Annotated in this window: 19 protein-coding genes; 11 read left to right on the top strand and 8 right to left on the bottom strand. The window is 60.2% G+C overall.

Annotated elements, in window-relative coordinates:
- The first annotated feature begins 10 nt into the window (after positions 1-10).
- The 4 genes from FQ185_RS12645 to FQ185_RS12630 all read left to right on the top strand — a co-directional run bounded on the left by FQ185_RS12645 (position 11) and on the right by FQ185_RS12630 (position 3,264).
- Positions 11-664, top strand: a complete 654-nt coding sequence (locus FQ185_RS12645) for a class I SAM-dependent methyltransferase (protein WP_149417740.1) — start codon at positions 11-13, stop codon at positions 662-664.
- 123 nt (positions 665-787) lie between these two features.
- Positions 788-1,921: a ribonuclease D gene (gene rnd, locus FQ185_RS12640; RefSeq protein WP_149417739.1), complete on the top strand. Its 1,134-nt coding sequence runs from the start codon at positions 788-790 to the stop codon at positions 1,919-1,921.
- Complete coding sequence (locus FQ185_RS12635) at positions 1,918-2,211, top strand: YcgL domain-containing protein (RefSeq protein ID WP_007898694.1); 294 nt, start codon at positions 1,918-1,920, stop codon at positions 2,209-2,211. The genes rnd and FQ185_RS12635 overlap by 4 nt, the downstream gene beginning before the upstream one ends.
- Before the next feature lie 120 nt (positions 2,212-2,331).
- Positions 2,332-3,264, top strand: coding sequence for a D-2-hydroxyacid dehydrogenase (locus FQ185_RS12630; RefSeq protein WP_149417738.1), 933 nt, complete (start codon positions 2,332-2,334; stop codon positions 3,262-3,264).
- Between the two features lie 54 nt (positions 3,265-3,318).
- Here FQ185_RS12630 and FQ185_RS12625 read toward each other — a convergent pair whose 3' ends face one another.
- On the bottom strand, positions 3,319-3,912 hold the full coding sequence (locus tag FQ185_RS12625; RefSeq protein WP_149417737.1) for a nitroreductase family protein: 594 nt from the start codon (positions 3,910-3,912) through the stop codon (positions 3,319-3,321).
- A gap of 278 nt (positions 3,913-4,190) precedes the next feature.
- On the opposite strand from FQ185_RS12625, the gene FQ185_RS12620 reads away from it, so the two are divergent.
- Positions 4,191-4,640 (top strand): YcgN family cysteine cluster protein, encoded by a 450-nt coding sequence (locus tag FQ185_RS12620; protein WP_149417736.1) that lies wholly within the window; start codon positions 4,191-4,193, stop codon positions 4,638-4,640.
- A gap of 38 nt (positions 4,641-4,678) precedes the next feature.
- Positions 4,679-5,908, top strand: a complete 1,230-nt coding sequence (locus FQ185_RS12615) for a hypothetical protein (protein WP_149417735.1) — start codon at positions 4,679-4,681, stop codon at positions 5,906-5,908.
- Positions 5,909-6,035: 127 nt separating this feature from the next.
- Here the strand turns inward: FQ185_RS12615 and FQ185_RS12610 are convergent, their stop codons facing one another.
- The 4 genes from FQ185_RS12610 to FQ185_RS12595 form a co-directional block, all read right to left on the bottom strand.
- Positions 6,036-6,413 carry a DUF2892 domain-containing protein gene (locus FQ185_RS12610; protein ID WP_149417734.1) on the bottom strand — a complete coding sequence of 126 codons (378 nt, stop codon included), beginning with the start codon at positions 6,411-6,413 and terminating at the stop codon, positions 6,036-6,038.
- Positions 6,414-6,505: 92 nt separating this feature from the next.
- Positions 6,506-6,976, bottom strand: a complete 471-nt coding sequence (locus tag FQ185_RS12605) for an RNA methyltransferase (protein ID WP_149417733.1) — start codon at positions 6,974-6,976, stop codon at positions 6,506-6,508.
- 178 nt (positions 6,977-7,154) lie between these two features.
- Positions 7,155-7,529, bottom strand: a complete 375-nt coding sequence (locus FQ185_RS12600; RefSeq protein ID WP_149417732.1) for a YajD family HNH nuclease — start codon at positions 7,527-7,529, stop codon at positions 7,155-7,157.
- A gap of 48 nt (positions 7,530-7,577) precedes the next feature.
- Positions 7,578-8,264, bottom strand: coding sequence for a spermidine synthase (locus FQ185_RS12595; RefSeq protein ID WP_149417731.1), 687 nt, complete (start codon positions 8,262-8,264; stop codon positions 7,578-7,580).
- A 98-nt stretch (positions 8,265-8,362) separates the two neighbouring features.
- On the opposite strand from FQ185_RS12595, the gene FQ185_RS12590 reads away from it, so the two are divergent.
- A complete protein-coding gene (locus FQ185_RS12590) occupies positions 8,363-8,653 on the top strand; it encodes a hypothetical protein (RefSeq protein WP_149417730.1) in 291 nt (96 codons plus the stop codon).
- Here the strand turns inward: FQ185_RS12590 and FQ185_RS12585 are convergent.
- A complete protein-coding gene (locus FQ185_RS12585; protein ID WP_149417729.1) occupies positions 8,650-9,123 on the bottom strand; it encodes a cyclic nucleotide-binding domain-containing protein in 474 nt (157 codons plus the stop codon). The genes FQ185_RS12590 and FQ185_RS12585 overlap by 4 nt on opposite strands.
- Positions 9,124-9,331: 208 nt before the next feature.
- Positions 9,332-11,386 carry a S9 family peptidase gene (locus FQ185_RS12580; RefSeq protein ID WP_149417728.1) on the bottom strand — a complete coding sequence of 685 codons (2,055 nt, stop codon included), beginning with the start codon at positions 11,384-11,386 and terminating at the stop codon, positions 9,332-9,334.
- Between the two features lie 217 nt (positions 11,387-11,603).
- Here FQ185_RS12580 and FQ185_RS12575 point away from each other — a divergent pair, with 217 nt between their 5' ends.
- From FQ185_RS12575 to FQ185_RS12565, 3 genes are read left to right on the top strand one after another with little or no spacing between them, the layout of a single operon-like run.
- The gene (locus FQ185_RS12575) at positions 11,604-12,101 is read left to right on the top strand and encodes an MFS transporter (RefSeq protein WP_149417727.1); all 498 of its coding nucleotides are present in this window, start codon (positions 11,604-11,606) and stop codon (positions 12,099-12,101) included.
- Positions 12,102-12,131: 30 nt separating this feature from the next.
- Positions 12,132-12,908 carry a class II glutamine amidotransferase gene (locus tag FQ185_RS12570; RefSeq protein ID WP_149417726.1) on the top strand — a complete coding sequence of 259 codons (777 nt, stop codon included), beginning with the start codon at positions 12,132-12,134 and terminating at the stop codon, positions 12,906-12,908.
- A gap of 10 nt (positions 12,909-12,918) precedes the next feature.
- Positions 12,919-13,461, top strand: coding sequence for a DUF2937 family protein (locus tag FQ185_RS12565; protein WP_149417725.1), 543 nt, complete (start codon positions 12,919-12,921; stop codon positions 13,459-13,461).
- 14 nt (positions 13,462-13,475) lie between these two features.
- Here FQ185_RS12565 and FQ185_RS12560 read toward each other — a convergent pair whose 3' ends face one another.
- Positions 13,476-14,390 (bottom strand): LysR family transcriptional regulator, encoded by a 915-nt coding sequence (locus tag FQ185_RS12560; protein ID WP_149417724.1) that lies wholly within the window; start codon positions 14,388-14,390, stop codon positions 13,476-13,478.
- A 161-nt stretch (positions 14,391-14,551) separates the two neighbouring features.
- Between FQ185_RS12560 and FQ185_RS12555 the strand changes: the two genes are divergently transcribed.
- Positions 14,552-15,838: an MFS transporter gene (locus FQ185_RS12555; RefSeq protein ID WP_149417723.1), complete on the top strand. Its 1,287-nt coding sequence runs from the start codon at positions 14,552-14,554 to the stop codon at positions 15,836-15,838.
- Positions 15,839-15,864 lie beyond the last annotated feature (26 nt).

Genomic DNA, 15,864 nt, shown 5'->3' with positions numbered 1-15,864 from the left:
GTCATTTGAAATGTCCGCTCAGCTGCCATCCGCCGTCGAACTGGAGTTCGCCCGGCGCTACGACCAGGAACACGCTCGCGTTTGCCTGCTGCCGCGACCGCGCGGGCTAGCCGGGCGCCTGACGTTCTGGCGTGACGAGCAACTGGTGCGCAACGCGCTGAAGGTCGCCGGCGAACCGGGTCTGATTCTCGATGTGGCCTGCGGTGTCGGGCGCTTCTGGCCGGTATTGGTCGAACATGCAAACCGAGTGATCCTCGCGGCCGACCCGTCTCAGGACATACTCGATCATGCCCGCACCCACCACCCGCAGAGCCTGCTCGAACGGGTCAAGACCTTTCAGAGTTCAGCGTTCACCATTGGCTTGTCGGCGAATGCGGTTGACTGCATTTTTTGCATGCAACTGTTTCAACACATCGCCAGCCCCGAGCATCGGTTGGCAATGCTTGGCGAGTTCCACCGGGTCAGTCGTGACACGGTGATCGTAGCGGTACGGGTCGATGCTCATTTCAAGGGCCGGACATCCGGCGCCCATGCCCCGCAGCTCACCAACAGGGCCGAAGTCGAGGCCGAGTTCAGGCAGGCGGGTTTCCGCTTGCTCAGCCATCAGGACTTCCTGCCGGGTTGCGCGCGCATGCGGGTCTATGTGCTGCGTAAGGCCAGTTAGTCTCCGCTTGTCAGACAATTCTTGCTGTCCGGCAGGCGTTTTCGCTAAAGCTCTTGTTCAGTGGATGCGCGGAAATCGCCGGGGGCGATATATACTGCGCGCCATTCTTCAAGGGAGAGCCGTGTGGCCATCGATATTCACTGGATTCGCGACAACGATAGCCTTGATCAGTTTTGCGCCGAGTGGCAGCAGCTGCCCTACGTTGCCCTCGACACCGAATTCATGCGGGTCGACACCTTTTACCCGATCGCAGGCCTGCTGCAGATCGGCGATGGCGTACGCGCTTACCTGATTGACCCGTTGACGATCGACAACTGGCAGCCTCTGGCCGCGTTGCTGGAAAACCCGGCCGTGGTCAAAGTCGTGCATGCGTGCAGCGAAGACCTCGAAGTCCTGCTGCGCCTGACCGGCAGCCTGCCGGCGCCATTGTTCGATACCCAACTGGCCGCCGCTTACCTGAACCTGGGTTTCTCCATGGGTTATTCGCGGCTGGTGCAGGAAGTGCTCGGCATTGACCTGCCCAAGGGCGAGACCCGTTCCGACTGGCTGCAACGTCCACTTTCCGACACCCAAATCAGCTACGCCGCCGAAGATGCCTTGCACCTGGCGGAAGTTTTCGTACAGCTTCGTCCGAAGCTGTCTGACGACAAGTACGCCTGGGTCCTGGAAGACGGAGCCGAGCTGGTGGCCAACTTGCGCCGCGAGATCGATCCGTACGAGGTCTATCGCGACGCCAAACTGGCCTGGAAGCTCTCCCGCGCCCAACTCGCCGTGTTGCGTGAGCTCTGCGCCTGGCGTGAACGCGAGGCCCGCGCCCGTGATCTGCCACGCAATCGTATTGTGCGTGAGCATTCCCTGTGGCCGTTGGCGCGTACGCAACCGGATAACCTCGGCGCGCTGGCGAAAATCGAAGACATGCACCCGCGTACCGTGCGTCAGGACGGTGAATTTCTGCTTGATCTGATCAAGCGCTCTGGCAGTGTGTCGCCTGATCAATGGCCACCTGCCGTGCCGGAGCCGTTGCCGGTAGACGCCGCTGCGTTGGTCAAGCAACTACGTGCGATCGGCCAGGCCGAAGCCGAGCGCCTGAACATTGCGCCAGAGCTGATGCTGCGCAAGAAAACCCTGGAAGCGCTGCTCAAGAGCGGCTATCCCAACGGTCCTTACCAATTGCCTGATTCGCTGCGTGGCTGGCGCCGCGAATTGATGGGCCAGGCGCTGCTCGACAGCCTGGCCACCGCCGGAGAACAGCCTTGAAACGTATTTGCTCCATCTACCGAAGCCTGAAGAAAAACGAGATGTACCTCTATGTGCTCAAAAGCGATGCACTGGAGCGCGTCCCCGAAAGTCTGATGGCCGCCTTCGGCAAACCGCATCACGCCTTCGACCTGGTGCTGACGCCTGAGCGCAAGCTGTCGCGCGAAGACATCACCGTGGTGTTGGAAAACCTTGAGAAGCAGGGTTACCACTTGCAGATGCCGCCGGCCGAAGACGAATACATCGAACACCTGCCGGAAGAATTGCTGCGACGCAACGATCCGATGTGATCGGCAGACAGGTTCTATTCAGAGCCTGTATGAAACACTGGAATGATTTTGGCGATGGCCAGGGCGATGGAGCAATACTCCATCGGCGGCCGTCTGCACTGTTTTCGAAAGGTTTGAACCATGCGCGTTCTGATTGCTGAACACGACCACCCGGTATATGCCCAACTGTTGCGTCAGGCAGCTCCTGAGCTCGAAGTGCTGACCAGTGGCGACTCCGCTGAACTGGCTCGTCTGGCGGCGGATTGCCCGATCTGGCTCGGTCAGCCGGACCTGCTGGCGACCCTGCTGCGTCAAGGCCACAAGCCGCAATGGCTGCAATCGACTTGGGCGGGCATTACGCCGCTGTTGGCCGACGGCTTGACACGGCACTATCGCCTGACCCGGGCGGTGGGGATTTTCGGTCAGGTCATGGCCGAATACGTGCTGACCTACATGCTCGGCCACGAGCGCGAAGTGCTGCCGCGACTGGTCAGCCAGGTCGAGCGCAAGTGGGACAGTCGCCAGGGCCAAAGCCTGGCCGGGCGCAAAGTGCTGATCGTCGGCACCGGCGACATCGGACAGACTGTGGCGCAGTTCCTCGTACCGTTTGGCGTTGAGTTGTACGGCATCGCCAGCGAAGCCCGCGAGCAGGCACCGTTTGTCGAGGTCGGGGCGTTGGCCGACCTGCCGCGTTTGGTCGGTGAAGTCGATTACGTGATCAATCTGCTGCCAAACACGCCGAATACTCACGACCTGTACAACGCCGCGCTGTTCAAGCAGTTCAAGCCGGCCGGGTTGTTCATCAACGTCGGGCGCGGTGTGGCGGTGGTCGATGCGGACCTGGTGGAAGCCTTGAAGGAAGGGCATCTGGCGGGTGCGGTGATCGACGTCTGCCGTCAGGAGCCGTTGCCGCAACGTCATCCGTTCTGGACGGCCTGGGGCTTGCTGCTGACCGGTCATAGCTCGGCACCGACTTCGCCAACGATGATGGTGAATCTGTTTGTCGAGAACCTGCGGGCGTATCAGGCGGGTGAAGCGTTGCGCGGGGAAGTGGATTTCAATCGCGGGTATTGAACCCATCGCAATGATCGTTCCCACGCCGAGCGTGGGAACGATCGGGTGGAGCGATTAGAGGGTGAAGTCGCCTTCGGCGGCCAACTCGCTCAGCGGACGACGCGGGCTTGGCTCTTCACGCGCTTGCAGGTACTCCGCCAGGCTTGCCTTATCGCCCAGTTTGCCGATCGCCACGGCCGCGTGCAGCGCGTAGCCCTCGGGAATGTTCAGCTCCTTGCGGGTCAGGTCCTGGTCGAAACCGGCCATGCCGTGGGTGTGCCAGCCACTGATGCTCGCTTGCAACGCCAGATGGCCCCAGGCCGAACCGGTGTCGAAGGTGTGCCACAAGGCCGGGGTTTCTTCGGTGGCGCCAGGTGCCGCGAAGGTGGTTTTCGATACAACGATCACCAGGGCCGAGGCGTGTTGCGCCCAGCTGCGGTTGAACTCGTTCAACAGGCCCAGGTAACGCTCCCAGTTCGGCGTGTCGCGACGCGCGTAGAGAAACCGCCAAGGTTGCGAGTTGTACGCAGATGGCGCCCAGCGCGCGGCTTCGAAGAAGCTCAGCAGGGTTTCCTCGGGAATGGTTTCGCCGGTGAAGGCGCGGGGCGACCAGCGATCGGTGAACTGAGGGTGGATGGCGTAGTCGGCAACGCGTGGATTAGCACTCATCAAGGGATTCCTTGCAACGTTTGAAAGTGAGGGGCGTCTGAAACCTGCGGGCGCAGTTGGGCTGAGCGATAAGGTTTTTCGAGAGCCGTGGCGATTCAGCTGAATGCAACGCGGTTGAGCGTTAATGGCACGCAGGCTTGGCTCCTTGCGACTGGCAAAGCTACTTGGCGGCGCAATAACTGACAAGCTCGATCTACCGGCAGTCGCCAACGCTTGGCCCGCGGGGCTCTGCACACTAGACTGGCGGCCTTTTCACCACCTGATGTCGATGTTGAACCATGGCCGCCAAAGTCGAACCGTTCTGGATGCGCAAAACCCTCGATCAACTCGATCAAGAGGAATGGGAATCGCTGTGCGACGGCTGTGGCCTGTGTTGCCTGCAAAAGCTCGAAGATGAAGAAGACAACAGCGTCTATTACACGCGTATCGCCTGCAAACTGCTGGACCTGAAAACCTGCCAGTGCACCGATTACCCCAACCGTCGTGACTTCGTGCCGGACTGCATCCAGCTCACACCGGGCAAGGCCGATGAATTCAAATGGCTGCCGCCGACCTGCGGCTACCGGCTGGTCAGCGAAGGCAAGGACCTGCCGCTCTGGCATCATCTGGTGTGCGGTGATCGCGACGCAGTGCATCACGAACGCATTTCCCAGTCCGGGCGCATGCTTGCCGAAGGCAGCGTGGCTGAAGATGATTGGGAAGATCATCTGATTTTCCGGGCGGGTTAAGCGCCCAAGCCGTTTTAACGTTTCACGAAGGAGTGTGTATGGCTGTGGGATTGCGGCTGGCGTTGGTCGTTGGGCTGTTGGCCCTGAGTTCTCCCGTGTGGGCGGCGAAGAAAGTCGATCTGGATTACCACGTGCGCCTGTTGCCGCAAAGCGATCAGGCGGAAGTGCGACTGACCCTGGCCCAGGGCTCGGCGGTGCGCAGCCTGGATTTCGACCTCGGCGACGGCAGCCACTACAGCGATTTCAAGGCCGACGGCCAATGGCAGCTCACACCAGGCAAACAGGCCCGCGGTGTCTGGCGTCCTTCCGCCGACAAGGCCAGCCTGACCTATCGCGTGCGCATCAGTCACGGGCGCAAGAGCGGCAGCTTCGACACGCGCATGACGCCGAATTGGGCGCTGATGCGCGGCGATGACCTGGTGCCGCCCGCCAAACTCGATCAGCAGGACGGCATCGAGCTGATTTCGCGGCTTGAATTTGAACTGCCCGATGGCTGGAAAAGCGTCGAAACCGCCTGGCCGCGGATCGGCAAGAACAAGTTCCGGGTCGACAACGTCTCCCGACTGTTCGACCGACCCACAGGCTGGATGCTCGCGGGCCACCTCGGCAGCCGTCGCACGCGGCTGGGGGAAACCGAAGTCACCGTCGCCTCGCCCCGGGGCCAGGGCATGCGCCGCATGGATGTGCTGACGCTGCTGACCTTTGTCTGGCCGCAAGTGCAGGCGGTGTATCCCCGTCATCCCACCAAACTGCTGATCGTCGGTGCCAACGACCCGATGTGGCGTGGCAGTCTGGGCGCGCGCGAATCGATCTATCTGAACACTCGTCTGCCGCTGGTCAGCGAGAGTGGCAGCAGTGCGTTGGTGCGTGAATTGGCCCAGGTGTTCGGGCGGATCAACGACAAACAGCGCAGTGACTGGATCAGCGAAGGGTTCGCTGAGTATTACGCCATCGAACTGATGCGCCGTGCTGGCGGCATGAGCGATGAGCGGTATGAGGGTTTGCAGAAGAAATTGGCCAGGGACAGCCAGAACGTCACGACCTTGCGTGGTGCACAGGTCAGCCCGGCGCAGGTGGCCAAAGCCGTGGTGTTACTGGGAGAGCTGGATCGCGAAATTCGCTTGCAGACGCGTAACAAGCGTTCGCTGGATGATGTGTTGCGTGGGGCGATGCACCTGGAAAGCGTGGATACCAAGGAATTTGTGCAATTGGCTGAGAGCGTTATTGGCGAGTCTTCCAACGTTCTCGACACCGAGTTGCTTCAGTAATACCGCCTTCGCGGGCAAGCCCGCTCCCACAGGATTTTGCGGCGTCCACAACATTTGTAATCACCGCCAATCACTGTGGGAGCGGGCTTGCTCGCGAAGAGCACTGAGCCTTAACGCATCTTCCAGATCAAACCCCGGTTTTCGGCGACTTCAACGAATCATTCCCGGTGACAGTAGCGGTATTGGTCGCCGCCTCGGCATTCGCCTTCAGCCGACTCAATTCTTCGCCCGCCCGCTCGATCTTTGCCCGCACGTTGTTCATGTCCTGACGGCTTTTCTCCAGCAGGCTTTTCGCCGAACTGTGCCCGGTGATGCCGCGGGCCAAAGCCACGCCGCCGATCGCCACTTGAATCAACCCGAAAATACCGCCACGACGCAAACCCTTGCCCACCATCACCACACCACCGGCGAGGGAGCCTACACGTTCCCAGCCATGAACATTCTGGTCGGAATGAGTCTGGAACGGGGTGGATTCGATGCGTTCTACGCGTTTGAGTTCGCTCATGATCTGTCTCCTGGCTGAAATGACTGCTTCAAGAATAGATAATTAAGCTGACTGCCGAGGAGGGCGGCTTGTTCCATCGGATATGGGGTGTTTCAGCGAAATTTAGCGCCGGAACGGGTGTTGAGTCCCTTGGACATGCGGTCGTAGAGCACGACGTTGACGGTGGCGGCCAGGTTCATGCAGCCGGTGGTCGGGATATAGACCACGTCTTCGCACCACTCGCGAATTTCTTTATCCAGCGAGCCGTCTTCCGGACCGAAGATGTACAGCGCGCGATCCGGGTGGGTGTATTCCGGCAGCGAGCGGGCGCCTTCGACCAGTTCCACGGCGACCGGTACACAGCCCAGCGGCAGGATTTTCTTCAGGTCGTCGATGCCGATCAGCGGAATGTCGTAGTGGACTCGCTTGGTGTCGGTGACGAAATCGGCGGCGCGTTCATAACGCTTGCCGGTGTAGAACACCGACGCCACGCCATAACAGCCAGCGGCGCGCATCACCGAGCCGACGTTCTCCGGTGATTTGGGGTTATACAAACCAATGCAGCTGTACCGTTTGTCTGCCACGAGCGGGGTGCCTTCGGGGAAAAAAGCGCGATTATACGGGGATTGGGGGAGGGGTGTTCAGTGATCGTTCCCACGCTCTGCGTGGGAATGCCTCAACGGACGCTCCGCGTTCGGCTTTGGAGGGGACGCGGAGCGTCCCGGGCTGCATTCCCACGCAGAGCGTGGGAACGATCAGTGGTTACTCGTCTTTCTTCATCAGTCCGGCCAACGCCGCAAACGGGTTATGCGTCGCCTTGGCGATTTTCGGGCTGCTCAGCGAGCCTTCATCAAAATACTGCTGGTCGGTGTACCGCGAGTGTTCGTTGTCGTGGCAATACAGGCACAACAATTCCCAATTCGAGCCGTCCTGAGGGTTGTTGTCGTGGTTGTGGTCGCGGTGGTGCACGGTCAGTTCACTCAGGCGCTTGCCCGAGAACTCACGGGCACAGCGGCCGCACACGTGCGGGTACATCTTCAGGGCCTTGTCGCGGTAACCCATTTCCTTGTCGCGCTGGTTGTCGGCAAGGATGCGGTCCAGTTTCGACGTGTTGGTCGCAGGTGTTGACGAACTCATGGGTTCACCTTTGTAAAAGACTAATGACGGTTATGACGTGAGTTTAGCTCAGCCTTTGAGCTTCTCGGCAATCCAGATCGTGTGGCGGGTGCCTTTGTTGCCGTGGGCGAAGACTTGCACTTCTTCGGCCTTGAAACCGGCTTTTTTCAGCTTGTCGGAAAACTGTCGGTCCGCACTGGCCGACCAGACCGCCAGCACGCCTTTTGGCCGCAGGGCCTTGGCGCAGGCGCTCAGGCCGCCGGCAGAGTAGAGCCAGCTGTTGGCTTTCTGGGTCAGTCCTTCGGGACCGTTATCGACATCGAGCATGATGGCGTCGAAGCCCTGCGGCTCGGCTTGCAGCACCTTGGCCACGTCTTCCATGCGAATCACCGTGCGCGGGTCGAGTAGCGGGTTGCCGGCTTTCTCGCCCAGCGGTCCGCGGTTCCACTCCACCACCCCCGGCACCAGTTCGGCGACCACCACTTCAGCGCTCTTGCCCAGGTTTTTGAGGGCTGAGGCGAGGGTGAAACCCATGCCCAGGCCACCGATCAGCACCCGCGAGTTCGGCCGACCGGCGACCTTGCGGCAGGGAATCTCGGCCAGGGCATCTTCGGAGCCGTGCATGCGAGTGTTCATCAACTGCCCGCCGTCACCGCCCTGAATCTTGATGACGAAATCCTCACCGTATTCGAACAGGCACAGGGCACCGCCGTTTTCAGGAATCGCAGTGGTGTCGAGCAGAACGAAACGTTTCATGGGACTCTCATTGAAAAGAATTTGACGGTAAGGGGACGGGCAAACAAACGCAGTTGGGAGTAGCCTGCAAAAAGACAACAAGGCCAACGGAGCCATTGATGAAGCGCACCATTCTAACGGTCATTGCCTTGGCCGCGCTCTCGATAACTGCAGTGTCGGCCCAGGAGCTGCAAACCATTCCGACCAGCCCACAGCCGATGCCCGGTTCGCCTGGCACAGCGACGCCAACCCCGTATCCGCAAATCAGCCCCGCACCATTGCCCAAAACCAGCCCCGGCAGTGGCGGTCCGCCGTTGGTGCCCATCGAAATGCCTAGCCCGCCGACCAAGGACCAGCCCCTGCCGGGCCTTGAGCAGAACGGCACGAAAATCAAGTCGCCGGGGGGTTAAATCTGTTGCGAAAGCAGCTGTCCGTCGGCCATGCGCAAGCGTTTGGAAAGAGAGACGGCGAGTGTGCGGATGATCTTGGCGGCGATTTTTGGCGCGTCGTTGAGCATCTTCTCTAGCGAATCCTTCCCCAGGTTGAGCAACTGGCAGTTGCTCGCGGCCACGCAACTGGCCGAGCGTCGTTCGCCGTCAAGTACGGCCATTTCGCCGAACGCCCGACCGCTGCGCAACGTCGCCATGGTCACCAGGTGCCCGTCGCTGTTGGTTTTCTGCACCGCTACCTGGCCGGTGTGGATGATGCACATGAAGCTGCCGGCATCGCCCTCGTGAAATATCTCTTCGCCCTGGGCAATGGTACTGATGCTGAAGTAACCGGAGGCCGCGGCGAAGTCCGCCAGCAGCAGTTGATCGAACAGGCCGCAGTCCATCAGCCAGTCGCGAATTTCGTTGTTCAGTAAGGTCGGTTCTGACATGTCGTCACGGTCTTTTTCTTGTGTCTGTTGCGGGTTCGAATCCCGCAAATCCCTGTGGGAGCGGGCTTGCCCGCGATGACGATGTCACAGTCAATGATGATGTTGAATGTGATGGCCTCATCGCGGGCAAGCCCGGCTCCCACAGGGGATGTGTGGTGTTTCGGCGTCCGGTGTCTGGTGTTAAGACCGGCGCGCCGAGGCAAGTTCCTCAGGCGATGCCCAAAACCTTGAATAAAAATGCGTATTCGAGTGCTACGTCACGCAATCCTTGATATCGACCGCTCATCCCGCCGTGCCCGGCGCCCAGTTCGGTCTTGAGCAGCAGCGGATTGTTGTCGGTTTTGGTCGCGCGTAACTTCGCCACCCACTTGGCCGCCTCCCAATACTGCACGCGACTGTCGTTGTAGCCGGCGATCACCAGGGTTGCCGGGTACGCCTGTGCGGTGACGTTTTCGTACGGGGCGTAGGCCTTGATCCGCTCATAGACGTCCGGCTCTTCAGGATTGCCCCACTCGTCGTATTCGGTGACGGTCAGCGGCAGATCCGGGTCGAGCATGGTGTTGAGCACGTCGACGAACGGCACTTCGGCAATCGCCGCACCGAACAGCTCCGGCCGCTGATTGAGCACCGCCCCGATCAGCAGACCACCGGCGCTGCCGCCGCTGATCGCCAGTTGCGATGCGGTGGTGAAGCCGTTGCCGATCAAGTGTTCGGCGCAGGCGATAAAGTCGCTGAAGGTGTTGTGCTTGTGTTCCTGCTTGCCGGCGCGGTACCAGGCTTCGCCCAATTCACCGCCACCGCGCACGTGAGCAATGGCAAACGCCATGCCACGATCCAGCAAGCTCAGGCGAGCGTGGGAGAACCACGGGTCGAGGCTTTCGCCATAGGCGCCGTAGCCGTAGAGATAAAGCGGCACAGGTTTACCGAGAGCTTCACGTTTGACTACGAGGCTGATCGGCACTTTCGTACCGTCCGCTGCCGTCGCCCACAGGCGCTGGCTGACATAGGCATCGGCGTCGAACGGGCCGAGCACCGGGGTTTCCTTGAGGACTTTCTGCTCGCCGTTGCCCAGCTCAAGCTGGCGGATTTGCGCTGGACGGTTCAACGCCTCATAGCGCAGGCGGATTTTGTCGCTGACGAATTCCAGGCTGTTTTGCACGTGCAGACTGTAAGCCGCATCCGGTAACTGCACGCGGTAGCTCGGCAGGTCCTGCGGGTGAACTTCAATGATCGGCAAGCCACCCTCGCGCAGGCTCAGGGTCATGGCCCCGGCGTTCAGGCTCATGCCTTCGATCATCACCGTGTCGCTGTGCGCAATGAGGTTCTGCCAATCGGCTTCGGTCGGCGCAACACCGGTATCGACAGCGTGGTACAGGGCGAAGTTGATGCCGTCGCGGTTGGTTCGAATGAACCAGGTCCATTCGCCGTCGAGCGCGCCGTGGTCGACGTCGTACTCGTGGTCTTCAACCCTTGGTGCGATGCAGGTAAAGGCCTGCTGCGGCTGGGAGGCATCGAGTACCCAGACTTCGCTGGTGGTTTTGCTGCCCAGGGACAGCAGCAACTGCTGCTCGGAACTTGAGCGGTAGCAATGCAGGAAAAACCGGCCGTCCGTCTCATGGAACACTTCTTCGGCCGCCGTGCCATCCAGACGATAGCGGAACAGCTTGTGCGGGCGATGGGTGTCGTCAAGTTCGCCGAAGAACAGCGTCAGGCTGTCATTGGCCCAGGTCATGCTGCCATCGCAGTCCTGGAACTCCAGTTCGCTGACACGGCCGGTGGACAATTCCTTCACGAACAGCGTGTAAATCTCTTCGCCACTGGCGTCGATGCTGTAGGCCAGTCGCTGGTGGTCCGGGCTGATACTGAACGCGCCGAGTGAAAAGAAGCCGCCCTTGGCCAGCACGTTCGGGTCCAGCAACAGTTGTTCCTGGCTTTCGTCGAGCTGCAGGCTGTCATCGGCCGGGCGCGGGCAGCGGTAGTGACGGGCGTATTCGTCACCCGCCGTGGTGCGCGTGTAATACAGATACGGGCCCCAAGGGGAGGGCAGCGACAGGTCGGTTTCGAGAATCCGGCCCTTGATCTCTTCGAACAGGGTCTCGCGCAGTTCGGCCTGATCGGCGGTTTGCGCCTCCTGGTAGCGGTTTTCAGCCTTCAGGTAATCGAGCACCGCGTCGGTGTCGCGTTCCTGCAGCCAGGCATACGGGTCAGAACCTTCAGCCTTGTGGGCAATCGGGGCGCTGGTGACGTTGGCGGATAAAGGCATGAATGGCTCTCGAACAATGTACGGAATAGGGGCTTCACAACCTGTGGGAGCGAGCTTGCTCGCGATGAGGTCAGAACATTCAACATCAATGCTGTCTGGCAGTCCGCCATCGCGAGCAAGCTCGCTCCCACAGGTTCTGTGTCTTGACCGACTGGCATTGGGACAAGCCTGACGTGCGAAAAGTCGTTACTATAAGCGCCTCTTTGCCTGCCTTGCCATGGACACCATGACCGAGAACGACTATCTGATCGCTTGGGGCCTTTACGCCTTTGCCGCTTTAGGCTGCCTGTTGGTGTGGATGCGCATTACCCGCTGGATGTGGCGTTGGCTGCGTGAACCGCTGCGGTTGCTGGTGGTTGTCTTGCTTTTCAGCCCGACCATCATCGACCCGGTGAAGGAAAAGGTCGCCCCGGCCATCGCCATTACTGCCCTTGATTTGCTGTTCAAGGTCGGCAACAACGCCTGGCGGGCGGTTTCCGACCTGTTCATGTACGGCATGATCGCCTTCGGTATTTACCTGGTTTTCGTGGCGATCCGTTTCCCTATCGAGCGCGCCTCCAACACTCGCAAGGAACAGGCTGCAGCCGCCAAAGCGGCGGCCAGGGCCGACGAACCTGAAGAAGATCAACCTTTCGGTGGTGCCGGTGATGACCGGTACGGTCGGCCGCCGGTCCCGAGCAACCCTCAGCGACTGCGAGTAGAACCGCGTCTGTAACTGCCCCTGCCTTTGAGCGAGAATCCGAGCATGTGTGAGTTATTGGGCATGAGCGCCAATGTCCCGACCGATATCGTGTTCAGCTTCACCGGGCTGATGCAGCGCGGCGGCCGCACCGGGCCGCACCGTGATGGTTGGGGCATCGCCTTCTACGAGGGCCGAGGCCTGCGGCTGTTTCAGGACCCGGCCGCGAGCTGTGAGTCGGAAGTGGCTAACCTGGTGCAGCGTTACCCGATCAAGAGCGAAGTGGTGATTGGCCATATACGTCAGGCCAATGTCGGCAAGGTCTGCCTGTCCAACACCCATCCGTTCGTGCGCGAATTGTGGGGGCGTAACTGGTGTTTCGCCCACAACGGCCAGCTCGCGGAGTTTCAACCCCTCAAGAGTTTTTACCGCCCGGTCGGCGATACCGACAGCGAAGCGGCGTTCTGCGATTTGCTCAACCGCGTGCGCGCAGCGTTCCCTGAACCGGTGGAGGTCGAAGAACTGCTGCCGGACCTGGTGGCCGCCTGCGCCGAATATCGCAGCAAAGGCGTGTTCAACTGCCTGCTCAGCGACGGTGACTGGTTGTTCTGCTATTGCTCGACCAAACTGGCGCAAATCACCCGTCGTGCGCCATTCGGCCCGGCGCGCTTGAAGGACGTCGATGTGATTGTCGACTTCCAGGCCGAAACCACGCCCAACGATGTGGTTACGGTGATCGCCACCGAACCCCTGACCGAAAACGAAACCTGGGCCCGCTACGAACCGGGCCAATGGAGCCTGTGGCGACGCGGTGAATGCGTCAGCCAGGGCAAGACCGAATAAGGACTCTCCCATGTTGCTCAGTTACCTACGGCTGGTGTTATTCGCGGCGGGCTTGTTGATCGGTGTCCAGGTGCCGGGGTTCATCAGCGATTACGCCAAGCGGGTCGAAGCGCATCTGATTGAGGCGCAGACCGGGTTGAGCGGATTTCAGGGCACGGCCAATCAGTTTTTCAAGGGTGACATGCAGGCGTTGGTCGCCCATTATCGCGCCAGTGAAGACCCGATCTTTCGTAGCGATGCCGACAGCCTGAGCACCTTGCTCACCCGCCAGATCGCCCTCGACAAGCAATTCCAGGCCATGCAAGGCCCGTGGTACATCCGCTTGCTGCAAGTGGCATTGGCCGCTGACCCGGACATTCGCAAGGAAACCTGGAACGGCTACAGCTACCAGATCTTGCTGACGCCGGAAGCGATGATCTGGGGCATGAGCGGCGCGTTGCTGCTGTCATTCGGCATTGAATGCCTGTTCCGTCTGATCGACTGGGTGGTGTTGGGCGGCAAACGCCTGCGCCAGAGCCGGCCGATCGAAGATCGGGATGTGCGCGGCCTTTAACTGTGGCGAGGGGGCTAGCGCGCGAGGACGATGTAGTTCTCACCCACCTTGCGCGCATACCCGTCCAGCACCTGCTGGCATAACGAAACAATCTCCTCGACCCACTCCACCCCGATCCGCCACGACACCACCACCTGCAGATTCGGTGGTCGTTGGTCGATGGCCAGCAAGGTCAATTCCCCCCGCGCCAGCTCCTCGGCGACCAGCACCGGCGGCAACGCACCAATGCCGAAACCGTCGCGCAGCAGGCGGGTAATCGCCGACACCGAATTCACACAATTGAGCCGTGGCGCCATGACGCCGTTGGCTTGCATCAGACTCAAGATGTCCTGATGTGGATGCGAGTTTTTCGAGTACGTAATGATCCGCTCGCGCGCCAGGTCGGCAATGCTTGAGTACTCACGGTTGTAGATCGAGTTACTGGCCACAATCCAGCCCATGGGATGGCTGGCCAGCTCCAGGCTGCGCACGCTTTCCTGACGCAACAGGTCGGTTTGCAGGATCAGATCGAGAAAGCCTTTTTGCAGCTGATCGCAGAGGTTGAGCGCGGTATCGGCCACCAGCTCGATTTCCACCAGTGGATAGTGATCCATCATTTGCGCCACCAACGGGCTCAACCAGGTATGGATGACCGTGTCCATCACGCCGATGCGAACCCGTCCGACTTTGCTCGAACGGGTTTCGATCGACTGCTTGAGGGCCTGCATGGTGTCCATCATTTGCTCGGCGTATTCGAGCACTTTCAAGCCTTCGGGCGTCAGGCTCACGCCACGTGAATCGCGCAGGAACAGCTTCACCCCGAGCTCGCCTTCGAGCACGGCAATGCGGCTGGAAATCGACGCCTGGGTGGTGAAGAGCTTGTCTGCCGTCAGGCGAAAACTCTTGAGTCGGGCGACCCAGACAAAGGTCTCGAGAAACTTCAGGTTCATGGGGTCTGCTCTGAGATAAAAAGTTTTCTTATGTCTTGAGTGGGATTTTATTAGTTGGACGTAGCAGGGCCCGCGGCCCAAAAATCAGGCCATCCGGTTCCCACGATAGGCGTCGTCGGGGCTCAGAACAATACCAATAAAAATTAGCGCGGAGATTTGCCATGAGTGCGCCCGACACGCTCGACATCCCCAAAATCACGGCTCGCCCGGGACCTTTCGACTGGTACCGCAACATCAATCAGCAGGAACGCCGCACCTTCTGGAGCTGCAAGATCGGTTATGGCCTGGACGGCATGGACACCCAGATGCTCAGTTTCGTGGTGCCGACACTGATTGCGATGTGGGGCATCACCACCGGCGAGGCCGGGCTGATTCACACCAGCACCTTGATCGCCTCGGCCATCGGCGGTTGGGTGGCGGGGATTCTCTCCGACCGCATCGGTCGCGTACGCACTCTGCAATTGACTGTTCTGTGGTTCGCCTTCTTCACCTTCCTCTGCGGTTTCGCCCAAAACTACGAACAACTGCTGATCAGCCGCACGCTGATGGGCTTCGGTTTCGGCGGCGAATGGACCGCTGGTGCAGTGTTGATGGGCGAAGTGATTCGCGCCAAGGACCGCGGTAAGGCTGTCGGCATGGTGCAATCCGGCTGGGCACTGGGTTGGGGGCTGACGGCGATTCTGTATGCGCTGCTGTTCTCGGTATTGCCACCGGAAGACGCCTGGCGCGCACTGTTCATCCTCGGCATTGTGCCGGCGGTTTTCGTGATCTTCGTCCGTCGACTGGTCAAGGACCCGGAAATCTATCGCGAAGCCAAGGCCAAGCAAGAACCCGGCAACCCGGCAAAGTTCTACGAGATCTTCGCTCCCGGCATCCTGTTCACCACGATTCGCGCGTCGGTACTGACCACCGGTGCCCTGGGCGGTTACTACGCGATCACGTCCTGGTTGCCGACCTTTCTGAAGAACGAACGCGGTTTGAGCGTACTCGGTACGGGCGGTTATCTGGCGATGGTGATCGTCGGTTCCTACGTTGGTTACGTCATCAGTGCGTATTTGACTGACATCCTCGGGCGTAAAAAGAACTTCATTCTGTTCGCGGTCGGCTCGTTCACCATTGTTCTGCTCTACACCCAATTGCCGGTCAGCAATGGCGTGATGCTCTGGCTGGGCTTTCCTCTGGGCTTCTTCGCTTCGGGGATTTTCAGTGGCATGGGCGCTTTTTTGACCGAGCTGTTTCCAACGCGGATTCGCGGTTCGGGTCAGGGCTTTTGCTACAACATCGGCCGGGCGCTGGCGGCGTTGTTCCCGCTGTTGATCGGCTTGATGAGCCAGAAGGTGCCATTGAGCGTGGGAATCGGTGCTTTTGCGGCGGTGTCCTACGGTGTGGTGATCCTTGCGGCCCTGAGCCTGCCGGAAACCCGTGGCAAGCAACTCGAAGCCGAGTAACTGATAATCTGCAGGGCGTATGCCCA

The organism is Pseudomonas sp. ANT_H12B (assembly GCF_008369325.1).
GTDB lineage: Bacteria > Pseudomonadota > Gammaproteobacteria > Pseudomonadales > Pseudomonadaceae > Aquipseudomonas.
The sequence above is the reverse complement of the archived record's forward strand: the minus strand, read 5'-3'. Positions and strand labels throughout refer to the sequence as shown.

Coding starts and splice junctions, on each gene's coding strand:
- FQ185_RS12645 (WP_149417740.1), top strand. CDS start 11: ATGTCCGCTCAGCTGCCATCCGCCGTCGAACTGGAGTTCGCCCGGCGC.
- FQ185_RS12630 (WP_149417738.1), top strand. CDS start 2,332: ATGCGCGTTCTGATTGCTGAACACGACCACCCGGTATATGCCCAACTG.
- FQ185_RS12625 (WP_149417737.1), bottom strand. CDS start 3,912: ATGAGTGCTAATCCACGCGTTGCCGACTACGCCATCCACCCTCAGTTC.
- FQ185_RS12620 (WP_149417736.1), top strand. CDS start 4,191: ATGGCCGCCAAAGTCGAACCGTTCTGGATGCGCAAAACCCTCGATCAA.
- FQ185_RS12615 (WP_149417735.1), top strand. CDS start 4,679: ATGGCTGTGGGATTGCGGCTGGCGTTGGTCGTTGGGCTGTTGGCCCTG.
- FQ185_RS12610 (WP_149417734.1), bottom strand. CDS start 6,413: ATGAGCGAACTCAAACGCGTAGAACGCATCGAATCCACCCCGTTCCAG.
- FQ185_RS12600 (WP_149417732.1), bottom strand. CDS start 7,529: ATGAGTTCGTCAACACCTGCGACCAACACGTCGAAACTGGACCGCATC.
- FQ185_RS12595 (WP_149417731.1), bottom strand. CDS start 8,264: ATGAAACGTTTCGTTCTGCTCGACACCACTGCGATTCCTGAAAACGGC.
- FQ185_RS12590 (WP_149417730.1), top strand. CDS start 8,363: ATGAAGCGCACCATTCTAACGGTCATTGCCTTGGCCGCGCTCTCGATA.
- FQ185_RS12585 (WP_149417729.1), bottom strand. CDS start 9,123: ATGTCAGAACCGACCTTACTGAACAACGAAATTCGCGACTGGCTGATG.
- FQ185_RS12580 (WP_149417728.1), bottom strand. CDS start 11,386: ATGCCTTTATCCGCCAACGTCACCAGCGCCCCGATTGCCCACAAGGCT.
- FQ185_RS12575 (WP_149417727.1), top strand. CDS start 11,604: ATGGACACCATGACCGAGAACGACTATCTGATCGCTTGGGGCCTTTAC.
- FQ185_RS12570 (WP_149417726.1), top strand. CDS start 12,132: ATGTGTGAGTTATTGGGCATGAGCGCCAATGTCCCGACCGATATCGTG.
- FQ185_RS12565 (WP_149417725.1), top strand. CDS start 12,919: ATGTTGCTCAGTTACCTACGGCTGGTGTTATTCGCGGCGGGCTTGTTG.
- FQ185_RS12560 (WP_149417724.1), bottom strand. CDS start 14,390: ATGAACCTGAAGTTTCTCGAGACCTTTGTCTGGGTCGCCCGACTCAAG.
- FQ185_RS12555 (WP_149417723.1), top strand. CDS start 14,552: ATGAGTGCGCCCGACACGCTCGACATCCCCAAAATCACGGCTCGCCCG.